General features: G+C 60.7%; 12 protein-coding genes. 6 read left to right on the top strand and 6 right to left on the bottom strand.

What is annotated here, in order from left to right:
• The first annotated feature begins 2 nt into the window (after positions 1-2).
• The 4 genes from livM (at position 3) to AC3WWR_RS05985 (ending at position 4,476) form a co-directional block, all read left to right on the top strand.
• Entirely contained in the window at positions 3-1,286 is a 1,284-nt protein-coding gene (gene livM / locus AC3WWR_RS06000) for a high-affinity branched-chain amino acid ABC transporter permease LivM (protein ID WP_020797618.1), read from the top strand.
• Entirely contained in the window at positions 1,283-2,155 is an 873-nt protein-coding gene (locus tag AC3WWR_RS05995) for an ABC transporter ATP-binding protein (RefSeq protein ID WP_020797617.1), read from the top strand. Before livM ends, AC3WWR_RS05995 begins: the two co-directional genes overlap by 4 nt.
• Positions 2,152-2,868 carry an ABC transporter ATP-binding protein gene (locus AC3WWR_RS05990; protein WP_020797616.1) on the top strand — a complete coding sequence of 239 codons (717 nt, stop codon included), beginning with the start codon at positions 2,152-2,154 and terminating at the stop codon, positions 2,866-2,868. The genes AC3WWR_RS05995 and AC3WWR_RS05990 overlap by 4 nt, the downstream gene beginning before the upstream one ends.
• An 837-nt stretch (positions 2,869-3,705) precedes the next feature.
• The gene (locus tag AC3WWR_RS05985; protein ID WP_033042202.1) at positions 3,706-4,476 is read left to right on the top strand and encodes an SDR family oxidoreductase; all 771 of its coding nucleotides are present in this window, start codon (positions 3,706-3,708) and stop codon (positions 4,474-4,476) included.
• 52 nt (positions 4,477-4,528) lie between these two features.
• Here AC3WWR_RS05985 and AC3WWR_RS05980 read toward each other — a convergent pair whose 3' ends face one another.
• The 3 genes from AC3WWR_RS05980 to AC3WWR_RS05970 are packed head-to-tail and all read right to left on the bottom strand — an operon-like array spanning position 4,529 to position 7,155.
• A complete protein-coding gene (locus tag AC3WWR_RS05980) occupies positions 4,529-5,569 on the bottom strand; it encodes a heme-dependent oxidative N-demethylase family protein (RefSeq protein ID WP_020801175.1) in 1,041 nt (346 codons plus the stop codon).
• Between the two features lie 18 nt (positions 5,570-5,587).
• A complete protein-coding gene (locus AC3WWR_RS05975; protein ID WP_020801176.1) occupies positions 5,588-6,556 on the bottom strand; it encodes a PDR/VanB family oxidoreductase in 969 nt (322 codons plus the stop codon).
• Complete coding sequence (locus tag AC3WWR_RS05970) at positions 6,553-7,155, bottom strand: dimethylamine monooxygenase subunit DmmA family protein (protein ID WP_083349282.1); 603 nt, start codon at positions 7,153-7,155, stop codon at positions 6,553-6,555. Before AC3WWR_RS05970 ends, AC3WWR_RS05975 begins: the two co-directional genes overlap by 4 nt.
• A gap of 813 nt (positions 7,156-7,968) precedes the next feature.
• Between AC3WWR_RS05970 and AC3WWR_RS05965 the strand changes: the two genes are divergently transcribed.
• Both AC3WWR_RS05965 and AC3WWR_RS05960 read left to right on the top strand, forming a co-directional pair.
• The gene (locus AC3WWR_RS05965; protein ID WP_020798447.1) at positions 7,969-8,394 is read left to right on the top strand and encodes a hypothetical protein; all 426 of its coding nucleotides are present in this window, start codon (positions 7,969-7,971) and stop codon (positions 8,392-8,394) included.
• Positions 8,395-8,461: 67 nt separating this feature from the next.
• Complete coding sequence (locus tag AC3WWR_RS05960) at positions 8,462-8,656, top strand: PLDc N-terminal domain-containing protein (protein ID WP_020798446.1); 195 nt, start codon at positions 8,462-8,464, stop codon at positions 8,654-8,656.
• A 30-nt stretch (positions 8,657-8,686) separates the two neighbouring features.
• On the opposite strand, the gene AC3WWR_RS05955 is transcribed toward AC3WWR_RS05960, so the two are convergent.
• The 3 genes from AC3WWR_RS05955 to AC3WWR_RS05945 all read right to left on the bottom strand — a co-directional run bounded on the left by AC3WWR_RS05955 (position 8,687) and on the right by AC3WWR_RS05945 (position 12,340).
• Positions 8,687-9,235, bottom strand: a complete 549-nt coding sequence (locus AC3WWR_RS05955) for a cupin domain-containing protein (protein ID WP_007895886.1) — start codon at positions 9,233-9,235, stop codon at positions 8,687-8,689.
• A gap of 274 nt (positions 9,236-9,509) precedes the next feature.
• A complete protein-coding gene (locus tag AC3WWR_RS05950) occupies positions 9,510-10,793 on the bottom strand; it encodes an NAD(P)/FAD-dependent oxidoreductase (RefSeq protein ID WP_020798445.1) in 1,284 nt (427 codons plus the stop codon).
• 56 nt (positions 10,794-10,849) lie between these two features.
• The gene (locus AC3WWR_RS05945; protein WP_020798444.1) at positions 10,850-12,340 is read right to left on the bottom strand and encodes an aldehyde dehydrogenase; all 1,491 of its coding nucleotides are present in this window, start codon (positions 12,338-12,340) and stop codon (positions 10,850-10,852) included.
• Between the last annotated feature and the right edge of the window lie 145 nt (positions 12,341-12,485).

The raw sequence follows: 12,485 nt of genomic DNA, 5'->3' as shown, positions 1-12,485 counted from the left end.
CGATGTCCTCAACCACTAAAAAAACCATTGATATCAAAAAAAGTCTGGTTGACGCGATTCTTGCCGGCCTCATTGCCCTGATCGTGTTCGGGCCGATTGTCGGTGTCGTTCTCGATGGCTACGGCTTCAACCTGGAAACCACCCGCGTGGCGTGGATTGTCGCCATTGTCATGGCCGGTCGCTTTGCCTTGAGCATGTTCCTGCAAACCCCCAGGGGCTTGAGCATCCTCGAAGGTTTTGAAAGCACGGGTTCCGGGGTGCATGTGCTGGCGCCGGATTACAAATCGCGGTTGCGCTGGATCATCCCGTTGGTGATCGTCATCGCCGTGGTGTTCCCGTTTTTCTCCAACTCCTACCTGCTGGGCGTGGTCATTCTCGGGCTGATCTATGTGCTGTTGGGGCTTGGGCTGAACATCGTAGTGGGCCTGGCCGGCTTGCTCGACCTGGGTTACGTGGCGTTCTACGCCATCGGCGCCTATGGCCTTGCGCTCGGTTATCAGTACCTGGGGCTGGGCTTCTGGACGGTGCTGCCGCTGGCGGCGATCACCGCTGGGCTGGCCGGTTGCATCCTCGGTTTCCCGGTGCTGCGCCTGCACGGCGACTATCTGGCGATCGTGACCCTGGGCTTCGGTGAAATCATTCGCCTGATCCTCAACAACTGGCTGTCCCTGACCGGTGGTCCGAACGGTATGCCGGCACCACTGCCGACCTTCTTCGGACTGGAATTCGGCAAGCGCGCGAAGGACGGGGGCGTGCCGTTCCATGAGTTCTTCGGCATCGCCTACAACCCGGACGTGAAGTACTACTTCATCTACGCGGTACTGTTCCTGGTGGTACTGGCTGTGTTGTACATCAAGCATCGCCTGACCCGCATGCCCGTCGGCCGTGCCTGGGAAGCGCTGCGCGAGGATGAAATCGCCTGCCGTTCCATGGGCCTGAACCACGTGCTGGTCAAGCTCTCGGCATTCACCATCGGCGCATCGACGGCCGGCCTGGCTGGCGTGTTCTTCGCCACCTACCAGGGCTTCGTCAACCCGACCTCGTTCACCTTCTTCGAATCGGCCCTGATCCTCGCCATCGTGGTGCTCGGCGGCATGGGCTCGACCATCGGCGTGGTGATTGCGGCCTTCGTATTGACCGTTGCTCCGGAACTGCTGCGTGGCTTCGCCGAATACCGCGTGTTGCTGTTCGGCATCCTGATGGTGTTGATGATGATATGGCGACCGCGCGGCCTGATTCGAATCAGCCGTACCGGTGTGACCCCGCGTAAAGGAGTAGCGCCATGAGCGAAGTCGTACTCTCCGTAGAGAAGCTGATGATGCACTTCGGCGGCATCAAGGCGTTGAATGATGTCAGCCTGAAGGTCAAGCGCAACTCGATCTTCGCCCTGATCGGCCCGAACGGCGCCGGCAAGACCACAGTGTTCAACTGCCTGACCGGGTTCTACAAGGCCTCCGGTGGCAAGATCGAACTGAACGTGCGGGGGCAGCGAACCAACGTCATCAAAATGCTCGGCGAACCGTTCAAGCCTACCGATTTCGTCTCGCCAAAAAGCTTTATCAGTCGCCTGCGCTACAAGATGTTCGGCGGCACCCACCTGGTGAACCGCGCCGGGCTGGCGCGGACGTTCCAGAACATTCGCCTGTTCAAGGAAATGTCGGTGCTGGAAAACCTGCTGGTGGCCCAGCACATGTGGGTCAACCGCAATCTGCTGGCGGGCATCCTCAACACCAAGGGCTACCGCAAGGCCGAAAGCGATGCGCTGGACCACGCCTTCTATTGGCTGGAAGTGGTGGACCTGGTGGACTGCGCCAACCGCCTGGCCGGTGAGCTGTCCTACGGCCAGCAACGTCGTCTGGAAATCGCCCGGGCCATGTGCACCCGTCCGCAGATCATCTGCCTCGACGAACCGGCCGCCGGCCTCAACCCTCAGGAAACCGAAGCGCTGAGCGCGATGATCCGGCTGCTGCGCGACGAGCATGATCTGACCGTAGTGCTGATCGAACACGACATGGGCATGGTAATGAGTATTTCCGACCACATTGTGGTGCTGGACCACGGCGTCGTGATCGCCGAGGGCGGTCCCGATGCGATTCGCAACGACCCGAAAGTGATTGCCGCCTACCTGGGTGCCGATGAAGAGGAGGTGGTATGAGCAAACCCATCCTCGAACTCAAGGACCTGGACGTGTTCTACGGGCCCATCCAGGCCCTGAAGAATGTCTCGCTGCACATAAACGAAGGGGAGACCGTCAGCCTGATTGGCTCCAACGGCGCCGGCAAGTCGACCCTGCTGATGTCGATCTTCGGTCAGCCACGCGCGGCGGACGGACAGATCCTTTACCAGGGCGTGGACATCACCCACAAGTCGTCGCACTACATCGCCTCCAACGGCATTGCCCAGTCGCCGGAAGGACGGCGGGTGTTCCCCGACATGACCGTCGAGGAAAACCTGTTGATGGGCACCATCCCCATCGGCGACAAGTACGCCAAGGAAGACATGCAACGCATGTTCAAGCTGTTCCCGCGCCTTGAGGAGCGACGCACCCAGCGGGCGATGACCATGTCGGGTGGCGAGCAGCAGATGCTGGCCATCGCACGAGCCCTGATGAGCCGGCCGAAATTGCTGTTGCTCGATGAGCCGAGCCTTGGGTTGGCGCCCATTGTGGTCAAGCAGATCTTCGCGACGCTGCGGGAGCTGGCCAAGACCGGCATGACCATTTTCCTGGTCGAGCAGAACGCCAACCACGCGCTGCGCCTGTCGGACCGAGCCTATGTGATGGTCAACGGCGAGATTCGCATGAGCGGTACAGGGAAGGAGTTGTTGGTCAACGAGGATGTGCGCAACGCCTATCTTGGCGGGCACTAAACCTTAGCGTCCAATGAAAACGCCCTGACGAGATCAGGGCGTTTTTTTTCGCCCCTGTAAAAGCTGGTAGGAGCTGTCGAGTGAAACGAGGCTGCGACCTTTTGATCTTGTTTTTTAAGAATCAAGATCAAAAGATCGCAGCCTGCGGCAGCTCCTACAAGAGCGGTGGTGTGAGGTAAAGTGAAATTGTGGAAAACAAAATTGTCGACCTCTGAAAGCGCGACATAAAGCCGCTGCAAATTGTTGTTTTATCATGGTTTTGACTTGTCCCCGTTTGCTGTGGAACTGGCTGTGAATAACGTGGGAGTAGCTGGCTGAGCGCCTTTGAATCCGTGGCTTGCAGCGCGATGGTTGTTTTTTGATCAGGCGCTTTTTCTTGTCTTCAAGGCAGCGTTGTCAACCTTTTTCTTAGGGTGAAAAGAGCGCCTGAATGCAGTGAACAAGCCTGTGGATAAGTCTGTGGTTAAACTCTGGAAAGACTTGGCTGAGGGCCGTAGTTACTGGCTTGGCGCCATCGCTGGATTGACCGCGCGGTCGGGAAAATGACCCTGGGCTACACAGCAGGCCGATTGGGGTCAAGCAAAAAAGTTTCAAATCGGCCCGCAAAGCCTTGTGGATAGCGGCTTTCAGCTTTTCCACTTGCCCCCGGAATGTGTGGATGGGGCTGTGGATAAGGTGCGTGCATATGGCTGCAAGCCACGGCCGGCAAGGCGTTGCAAGTTTTGTTCGTTTTTTGTACAGATAGCGCGCCGGTTGCCGCTGTGCGCAAGGCCGGGCATGCTGCCTGCTGATTTTCTATTCCAATGGCTGCCGATCAGCCGTAGCAAGGAGAACACCATGTCCAACACCCTGTTTATTACCGGCGCGACTTCCGGTTTCGGTGAAGCCTGTGCCCGTCGTTTTGCCGAGGCTGGCTGGAAACTGGTGCTGACAGGGCGTCGTGAAGAGCGCCTTAACGCCCTGTGCGCCGAACTGTCGAAGCAGACCGAGGTGCACGGGCTGGTGCTTGATGTGCGTGACCGCCAGGCCATGGAAGAAGCCATTGCGAACCTGCCGCCATCCTTCGCCAAGCTGCGTGGACTTATCAACAATGCTGGCCTGGCCTTGGGGGTCGATCCGGCGCCCAAATGCGACCTGGACGATTGGGACACCATGGTCGATACCAACGTCAAAGGCCTGATGTACAGCACCCGCCTGCTGCTGCCACGCCTGATCGCTCATGGTCGCGGCGCCGGTATCGTCAACCTCGGCTCCATTGCCGGCAACTACCCCTACCCGGGCAGCCATGTGTATGGCGCGAGCAAGGCGTTCGTCAAACAGTTCTCCCTGAACCTGCGCTGTGACCTCCAGGGCACCGGCGTGCGGGTCAGCAACATCGAACCGGGCCTGTGCGAAAGCGAGTTCTCTCTGGTGCGCTTTGCCGGTGACCAGGAGCGTTACAACGCCACCTATGCGGGTGCCGACCCGATCCAGCCGCAAGACATTGCCGAGACCATTTTCTGGGTCCTCAATGCCCCGGCGCACATCAACATCAACAGCGTCGAGCTGATGCCGGTGAGCCAGACCTGGGCCGGGTTTGCGATTGATCGCAGTGGTGGCAAGGCGTAAGACCGCGTTACGGCCCTTCGCGAGCAGGCTCGCTCCCACAGGGACTGAAGGTTCAGGCTTGTTTTTTTGTCTCGCTCTCACGCCCATCGTCGTACTGCGACAGCCACTCCACGGCAGCATCGCGATACCGGCTGAATCCCTTGTAATCGACCAATTGCTGATTCAAATCACGCAGCACCCGATGCATGCGCCGCGCCCATGCCGGGTTGGTGGCGATGTCTTCGAGGCTGAGCAGGTAGGTGCGGATCGGAAAGACAATCGCGTTACTGCGCGGCAAGCGGTGCAGCGGTTGCAACTCGATGCGCAGGTACACCAGCTTGCCGGCGTTTTCGGCCGTCACGATGGTTCGGTCTGGTGCCCATTCGGGCAGGCTTTCGGCCGATACTTCAAGGCGCGGGTTGACCGTCAGCGACCAGTTAAGGCGACGCACCGGGTGGCCGGTGCGCAGGCGCAGGAGGAATTTCAGGGCGCGGTCGAGCATGCCGATTTCCTTCACCAGCGGCACCGGGCCGTGGAATTCCTCCCAGCTCATGCCCAGGTTGAAGCGCAGCGAATAGTCGGCGCGTTGGGTGGCGATCCCGGCGCCCCAATACAGCGTACCGTCGCGTTCTTCCTGCAGTACCCAGTCGCCCTGGGCCTGGCGGGTCACGTATTCCATCGGCTCATACGGCAGGGTCGCCGGGTCGCCGAAGATGAAGTGATCGTCGATGTCCAGCAGGCGGTTGGTCCAGTGCCATTGGCGGCCTTCACGGGACAGGGTGAAGTACTGCGGGTAGTCGCGGGCGTAGGACTCCATGATCAGTTCCAGCAAGTCCCACTGCGCCTCCATCATGTGCGGCGCCGAGACGTAGTGCATGCCCGGGTCCTTCTCCAGGGTGATGGCGCGGTCCCGGCATTCGCTGATGTAGTGCTCGTCGATATCGAACGCTGCGCGGAAGGCGCCGTCGCCGACCGAGACATGGGGCTCGAGGTTCATCGAGTACATGTAGTCGTCATCGGGGAACGGGAAGGGCGCGCGGGCGATGGTTTCCGGGCTGTTGGCGAAGGTGTAGTCGTCGCGGTAGGTTTCGTCGCGGTTGAATTCGATAGTCATTGTTATGTCTTCCGTCGATCAGAGGTCGATGACCAGGCGATTGCATTTGGCGCGGGATACGCAGGGCATGATTTTCTTGCGGGCGGCTTTGTCGTCGTCCGACAGCCAGTCATCGCTGTGCAGCAGTTCGCCGTCGAGCTCCAGGACCTCGGTTTCGCAATGGCCACAGGCGCCGCCACGACACAGGTAAGGCATGCTGTAGCCCGCGGCCTCGACCGCTTCGAGCATGGTCTGGTCCGGCGAGACCTCGATGGTTGCGCCACTGCGACCCAGGGTGAAGCTGAAGGCTTCGCCGCCGCTGCTTTGCTCGAGGAAGCGCTCGAAGTGCACGTGACTGTCGGTCCAGCCCAGCTCGCGGGCACAGGCCAGGGTGGCGTCGATCATGCTGTCCGGGCCGCAGGCGTAAACGTGACTGCCGAGCGGGCGATTGGCGAGAATCTGCCCGATGTCCATGCGCGCTTCGATGCCTTTGCGATACAGGTGGACCTGCTTGCCGTAGGTGTCCTGCAACTCTTTGCCCAGCTGTGCGTGTTCATCGCCGCGAACCGCGTAATGCAGTTCGAAGGGCACCTTGCTCAGGCGCAACTCTTCGAGTTGGGAGATTACCGGGGTGATGCCGACACCGCCGGCAATGAACAGGTGCAGGCGCGCCTGCTTGATCAGCGGAAACAGATTGACCGGTGGCGTGACCTCGATCAGGTCGCCTTCACGGACATTGTCGTGCAGCGCGATCGAACCACCGCGGCCGCTTTCTACCCGGCGCACGGCGATCTGGTAGCTGCTGGTGTCATAGGGCGAACTCAGCAGCGAGTAGGGGTTGCGCAGCGTATTGTTCGGGTTGGCGATGAGTACCACCACGTGGCTGCCACCGGAGAACGCCGGCAGGTGCTCGCCGGTCGGCGAAACCAGGGTGAAGCGCCTGATTTCCGGCGTCACCTCTTCAATGCGAGCGACGCGCAGGTTCAAAGTCCCATTGTTCTGGCTCATGTATCGAGCTCCTCGGCTGGGGGCAGTTCGCCCGGTACTTCGGCATCGGCCTTGACCGCCTGGAAAGCCGCCAGGCGTCGGGAGTAGTGGTCGCGCACCACCAGCGTGAGGCTGCATCCGGGACATTCGTAGACGCGTTGGGTGACGTTCTCGGTGTAGGTGTCGCAGTGCACGCACCAGACCCGACGCACCAGCGTGCCGGAGTGTTCGCGAAGCACTTCGTCGCGATTGAGGTCGTAACGGGTGGCCACCTGCATGGCGCTGCCGAGGAAGCTTTCAGAGCCGGCGAGGTAGAGGCGGGTGCCCATCCGCGCGTTGCCGAGCAGGTCATCAAGGGCGTCGATCAAGGCCTGGTTGCTGGCATACACACGTAGATCGTGACCTGGACGCTGCTGTAATTGGGCAAGGAAGTCCTGCCCGGAAAACGACTCCTGGGAGTACAGCAAGGTCACGGGCCGCTTCAGCCCGGCCAACTCGTCGAGCAAACGCAACATGGCGCGCCCGCCACTGCCTTGCCCGGCAACGATGTGCCGCAGACCTCCTGGCAGAGGTTGCAACCGGTCGTAGACCGGTCGACTTTTGATCCCGGTGATCAACATTTCTTGTTATTCCTCCTGGCTATCGGCTCGACGGGTGAAACGTCGGCACAGATGCAAAGCCCAACGATGGTGGGTTGCATAGCAGGAGCACAGGGCGTGCCAAGTCTTTAAGGTGTTGATTTTAAAAGGTTAAGAGTTTTTCGAGAGGAAAAGTGTAAGCAGAAATAACTATGGTTGTAGGCGTTTTTGCAGCGGTTTTTTGTAGGAGCCCGGCTTGCCGGCGATGGCGTCCTGACGGGCAATGGGAATTTTGTTGACTGCGTACATATCCATTCCTGCGGTAACGGCCACCTATGGTTTCGCTCTTACAGCGAGTCACTTGGAAAAGCCCCAAGTAACCAAGGGCTCTTGCCCCTGGCGTTCGGTGCCTCGCTAAGGCTCGGCATACCCTCGCTCCGGTCCTGCTCCGTGGGTCGCCGCGATGGGCCATCCATGGCCCAGCGCGGCTAAACCGGCATCCTTGCCGGTTTACCCACTGCGCAGAACCTCCACTCGGCCTGTCGAGGGGGCAAGAAAATCAAAAGCCAGATCAAGATCAAACGCGAAAGCGAGGCGGCCTGACAGCCGACCTGATTTCGCGGATGTACTCATCCTTCTGTAGGAGCGAGCCTGCTCGCGAAAAATATCCAGACAACGCGTTCATCCAGACAGGGCGCGTTATCGTTGACGTCCATCGTCGGAACGCCGCCCGGAGCATGCTCGCTCCTACAGGGTCCCTTGAAATGAAGGGAACCCCGTACCTCATCGCGTTTTCAAATCTCTATCGGCGCCACTTCCCGATCAGGCAAAGGCGCCATTGCAGAGGAAATCCCGATGAACCGTCGACTTCTGCTCCTGATTGCCAGCCTCGTTCCCGGCCTGGCCGCTGCCGAAGGCTGTGACGTGCTGACGCGATCGCAAAGCGCTGCCGTCCCCGTGGTCGAAACCCACAGCTGTTATGAATACGAAGGCATGCCGGTCAATGCCATCGATTGGTCCTGCAGCAATGAGAGCAAGGACATGCTGGCCAGCACCAAGAAAAAGGTCGAACAGTGCGCCGACCACTATCAAGCCTCCTGCGTCGCTACGCTGACCCAGGAATCCCTGGCCAACCCACATTCCACCAGCAAGGACAAGAACAGCACGTCGCTGAACATTCCCGACAGCGCCAAGGTCACCACCTATTACTACGATGCGCAGCACATTGACCAGGCCAGGATCGATTGCGAGTCCGGTGGCGGACACTGGAAAGCCAGGTAGCGGCGAAAATTAAATGAACCCCGCGATTGCACGGCCACCTAACTGACTGACTATCAGGAGGTGGCTCATGCAAATAGAAACGCTATGGATCGTATCGGCGGCAGTGCTGCTGGCGCTTGAACTGTGGGCGATCAACCGGGTGCGCAAAAGCGCAGGGAACGCCAGCAACAAAGGGGTATGGATGGTGCTGATCGTGTTTGTACCGTTGATTGGCCTGGTACTGTGGGCCCTGGCGGGGCCCAAGCACGTTGCCCAGGCGTAATGCGGCGATTGACGTCCTGGGGCCGGTTCGTCAGAAGTTCGCCGGGGTGTTCGCACTGATGATTTCCGCCTCATCCGCGCCGATGTTCCTGAACCGGTGCGGCAAGGTCGTGGGGAAATAGTACCCGTCACCGGCATTGAGCACGCTGATCTGCCCGTCCACCGTCAGCTCGACGGTGCCACGGGTGACCAGCCCGCACTCCTCGCCTTCTGAGTGCACGATCGGCTCTTCGCCGGAACTGGCACCCGGCGCGTATTGTTCGCGCAACAGACGCATCTGCCGACTCGGCACGGACGCACCGATCAGCAGCAGCCGCAGGCCGTGGCGGCCGAGGTCCGGCTGTTCGTTGGCGCGAAAGACGTATTGATGCTCGCGCGGTGGCTGATCGAAGGTGAAGAAGTCGGCCAGGGACATGGGAATGCCTTCAAGCAGCTTTTTCAGCGAGCTGACGGAAGGACTGACGCGATTCTGTTCGATCAGGGAAATTGTGGCATTGGTGACGCCGCTACGCCGGGCCAGCTCGCGCTGGGACAGTTTGTAGCTTTCGCGTACTAATTTGAGTCGTGAGCCCGTGTCCATGACAGCCTTATGTGCTTGGTACGCAAGGGTAATGGGGGTGGAGAGCAGGCGTAGATCGCGCCGTTTTCCGGTCCCGGAAACGTGAAAGGCGGCTATTAAATCACGTTTGTGGGTGTTGCTGTAGGAGCTGCCGCAGGCTGCGATCTTTTGATCTTTGATCGTCAAAAGCAAGATCAAACGATCGCAGCCTGCGGCTGCTCCTACAGGGGTACGTGGTGTTTCAGGTAAAAAAGCCGGCAGTACCTGATTGGGGTGCCTGCCGGTGAGGTAAAGTCTAGATGCCGAAACGGTCGCGCAGCGAGTAGTACACGGCGCCGAGGGCGGTCAACGGAGCCGAGAAGGTGCGCCCGCCGATCATCGGCATGTGCGGCAAGGATGCAAACGCGTCGAAACGCTCGGCGTCGCCACGGATCATTTCCGAGATGAGCTTGCCGGCCAGGTGCGAGCACGTAACGCCGTGACCACTGTAGCCCTGCATGTAGTAGGCGTTTTTCTCGATACGGCCGAATTGCGGCATGCGCGACATGGTCAGCAGGAAGTTGCCGGTCCAGCGGTAGTCGATCTTCACATCCTTCAACTGCGGGAAGGTCTTGAGGATCTTCGGGCGGATCAGTTGTTCGATGTCGTCCGGCTCACGGGCGCCGTAGACCACGCCACCGCCGTAGAGCAGGCGGTTGTCGCGGGTCAGGCGGTAGTAGTCGAGCAGGTAGTTGCAGTCTTCGACGCAGTAATTGTTGGTGATCAGGCTGCGGGCAACTTTTTCCGGCAGCGGCTCGGTCACGACGATTTGCGAACCGCACGGCATGCTCTTGCTGGTCACGCGATTGTCCAGGCCCTGCGGCAGGTAGGCGTTACCAGCGATCAGCAGGTACTTGGCCTTTACCACGCCTTTGGCGGTGCGCACGGTGATCGGCTCGCCGTAGGTGATTTCCACCGCCGCCGACTGCTCGTAGATCTTGCCGCCCAGGCCGATGATCGCCGAGGCTTCGCCGAGGGCCAGGTTCAGCGGGTGAATGTGGCCGCCCTGCATGTCCAGCAGGCCACCGACGTAGGCATTGGAACCCACTTCGCGCTTGATGTCGGCAGCGTCGAGCATTGTCAGGTTCTTGTTGCCGTAGCGTTCCCAGCTCTTCTTCTGCTCGGCCAGGCCCTTGAGTTGCTTTTTGTTCATCGCCGCGAAGATGCCACCGGGACGGTAGTCGCACTGGATGTCGTAGTGCTGTATGCGCTGACGAATGATGTCCGCACCTTCGAAGATCATGCTGCCGAGGATTTCGGCGGTCTTGTCGCCGTAACGCTCTTCGATGACATCGACGTCGCGGCTGTAGGAGTTGACCAGTTGCCCGCCGTTGCGACCGCTGGCGCCGAAGCCGACCTTGGCCGCTTCGAGCACGGTGACGCTATAGCCCGCTTCGGCGAGGAACAGCGCCGAGGACAGGCCGGTGTAGCCGGCGCCGATCACGCAGACGTCGCAGTCAACCGCCCCTTCCAGTACCGGGAAATCGCCGGTGAAGTTGCGGGTGGCGGCGTAGTAGCTATTAACATGTGCTTGTTTCATAGGTTTCTCCGATGGGCACCGGCAAGAGGCCGGTGACCGTCGCTTTTTTATAGGTCTTAGAGCTTGATCCAGGTCGCCTTGAGTTCGGTGTACTTGTCGAACGCGTGCAGCGATTTGTCCCGACCGTTACCCGACTGCTTGAACCCGCCGAACGGCGCGGTCATGTCGCCGCCGTCATACTGGTTGACCCAGACGCTGCCGGCACGCAGGCCACGGGCGAAGGTGTGGGCCTTGCTCAGGTTGCTGGTCCACACGCCGGCGGCCAGGCCGAAGATGCTGTCGTTGGCGATCGCCAGGGCTTCTTCAGCGGTGTCGAAGGTGATGACCGACAGCACCGGGCCGAAAATTTCTTCCCGGGCGATGGTCATGGCGTTGGTCACGCCGTCGAAAACCGCCGGCTCCACGTACAGGCCACCGGTTTCTTCGAGGGTGCGCTGGCCGCCCGCGATCAACTCGGCGCCCTGCTCCCTGCCGATATCGATGTAGCGCAATACGTTGTCCAGTTGACGCTGGTCGACGACCGCGCCGACGGTGGTCGACGGATCAAGCGCATGCCCCGGCTTCCAGGCTTGCAGGGCTTCGACCAACAATGGCAAGAACTGCTCGCGGATCGAACGCTCCACCAGCAAGCGCGAACCGGCGGTGCAGACTTCGCCCTGATTGAAGGCAATGCCGCTGGCTGCCGCTTGTGCCGCCGCGCGCAGGTCCGGTGCATCGGCGAACACCACGTTCGGGCTTTTGCCCCCCGCTTCTGCCCAGACGCGTTTCATGTTGCTTTGCCCGGCGTAGATCATCAGTTGCTTGGCGATCGCCGTGGAGCCGGTGAAGGCCAGCACGTCGACGTCCATGTGCAACGCCAGCGCCTTGCCGACGGTGTGACCGTAGCCCGGCAAGACGTTGAAAACACCTTTCGGGATGCCCGCTTCCAGTGCCAGCTGCGCGATGCGAATGGCCGTCAGCGGCGACTTTTCCGAAGGCTTGAGGATGAACGAGTTACCTGCCGCCAGGGCCGGGGCGAATTTCCAGCTGGCCATGATCAGCGGGAAGTTCCAGGGCACGATGGCCGCGACCACGCCGGCCGGTTCGCGCGTCACCAGGCCAAGCTGATCGCGGGGCGTGGCAGCGACTTCGTCGTAGATCTTGTCGATGGCTTCGGCGGTCCAGCGAATCGCGTTGGCGGTCGCCGGAATGTCGACGTTCATCGAGTCGCTGATCGGCTTGCCCATGTCGAGGGTTTCAAGCAGCGCGAGCTCTTCCTGGTTGGCCAGGATCAAGTCGGCGAAGCGGATCAGCACGCGCTTGCGCTCGGCCGGAGCCAGGCTGGCCCAGACGCCGGATTCGAAGGTGCGACGGGCAACGGCGACGGCGGCGTTGGCATCGGCTTCGTCGGTGCTGGCCACATTCGCCAGGAAACGACCGTCCACCGGGCTGATGCATTCGAACGTGGCGCCGCTGGCGGCCGCGCAGTACTGGCCGTCGATGAAGGCGCGGCTTTCGATGTTGAGGGACTGGAAGCGTTGCTCCCAGTCGCTGCGAGTGATTGTCATGGTTGTGACTCGACGCAGGGGAATATGTAGTCGAACTGACCGGTCATCCAAGGATTTGAAAGACGCTCCCCTGTGGGGGGGGGGGGGGGGGGGGGGGGGGGGGGGGGGGGGGGGGGGGGGGGGGGGGGGGGGGGGGGGGGGGGGG

The sequence above is a fragment of the Pseudomonas sp. EB271-G4-1 genome (assembly GCF_058791355.1).
This window is presented reverse-complemented; position numbering and strand designations above follow the sequence as displayed.

Coding starts and splice junctions, on each gene's coding strand:
- AC3WWR_RS05950 (WP_020798445.1), bottom strand. CDS start 10,793: ATGAAACAAGCACATGTTAATAGCTACTACGCCGCCACCCGCAACTTC.
- AC3WWR_RS05990 (WP_020797616.1), top strand. CDS start 2,152: ATGAGCAAACCCATCCTCGAACTCAAGGACCTGGACGTGTTCTACGGG.
- AC3WWR_RS05975 (WP_020801176.1), bottom strand. CDS start 6,556: ATGAGCCAGAACAATGGGACTTTGAACCTGCGCGTCGCTCGCATTGAA.
- AC3WWR_RS05995 (WP_020797617.1), top strand. CDS start 1,283: ATGAGCGAAGTCGTACTCTCCGTAGAGAAGCTGATGATGCACTTCGGC.
- AC3WWR_RS05965 (WP_020798447.1), top strand. CDS start 7,969: ATGAACCGTCGACTTCTGCTCCTGATTGCCAGCCTCGTTCCCGGCCTG.
- livM (WP_020797618.1), top strand. CDS start 3: ATGTCCTCAACCACTAAAAAAACCATTGATATCAAAAAAAGTCTGGTT.
- AC3WWR_RS05970 (WP_083349282.1), bottom strand. CDS start 7,155: ATGTTGATCACCGGGATCAAAAGTCGACCGGTCTACGACCGGTTGCAA.
- AC3WWR_RS05945 (WP_020798444.1), bottom strand. CDS start 12,340: ATGACAATCACTCGCAGCGACTGGGAGCAACGCTTCCAGTCCCTCAAC.
- AC3WWR_RS05985 (WP_033042202.1), top strand. CDS start 3,706: ATGTCCAACACCCTGTTTATTACCGGCGCGACTTCCGGTTTCGGTGAA.
- AC3WWR_RS05960 (WP_020798446.1), top strand. CDS start 8,462: ATGCAAATAGAAACGCTATGGATCGTATCGGCGGCAGTGCTGCTGGCG.
- AC3WWR_RS05955 (WP_007895886.1), bottom strand. CDS start 9,235: ATGGACACGGGCTCACGACTCAAATTAGTACGCGAAAGCTACAAACTG.
- AC3WWR_RS05980 (WP_020801175.1), bottom strand. CDS start 5,569: ATGACTATCGAATTCAACCGCGACGAAACCTACCGCGACGACTACACC.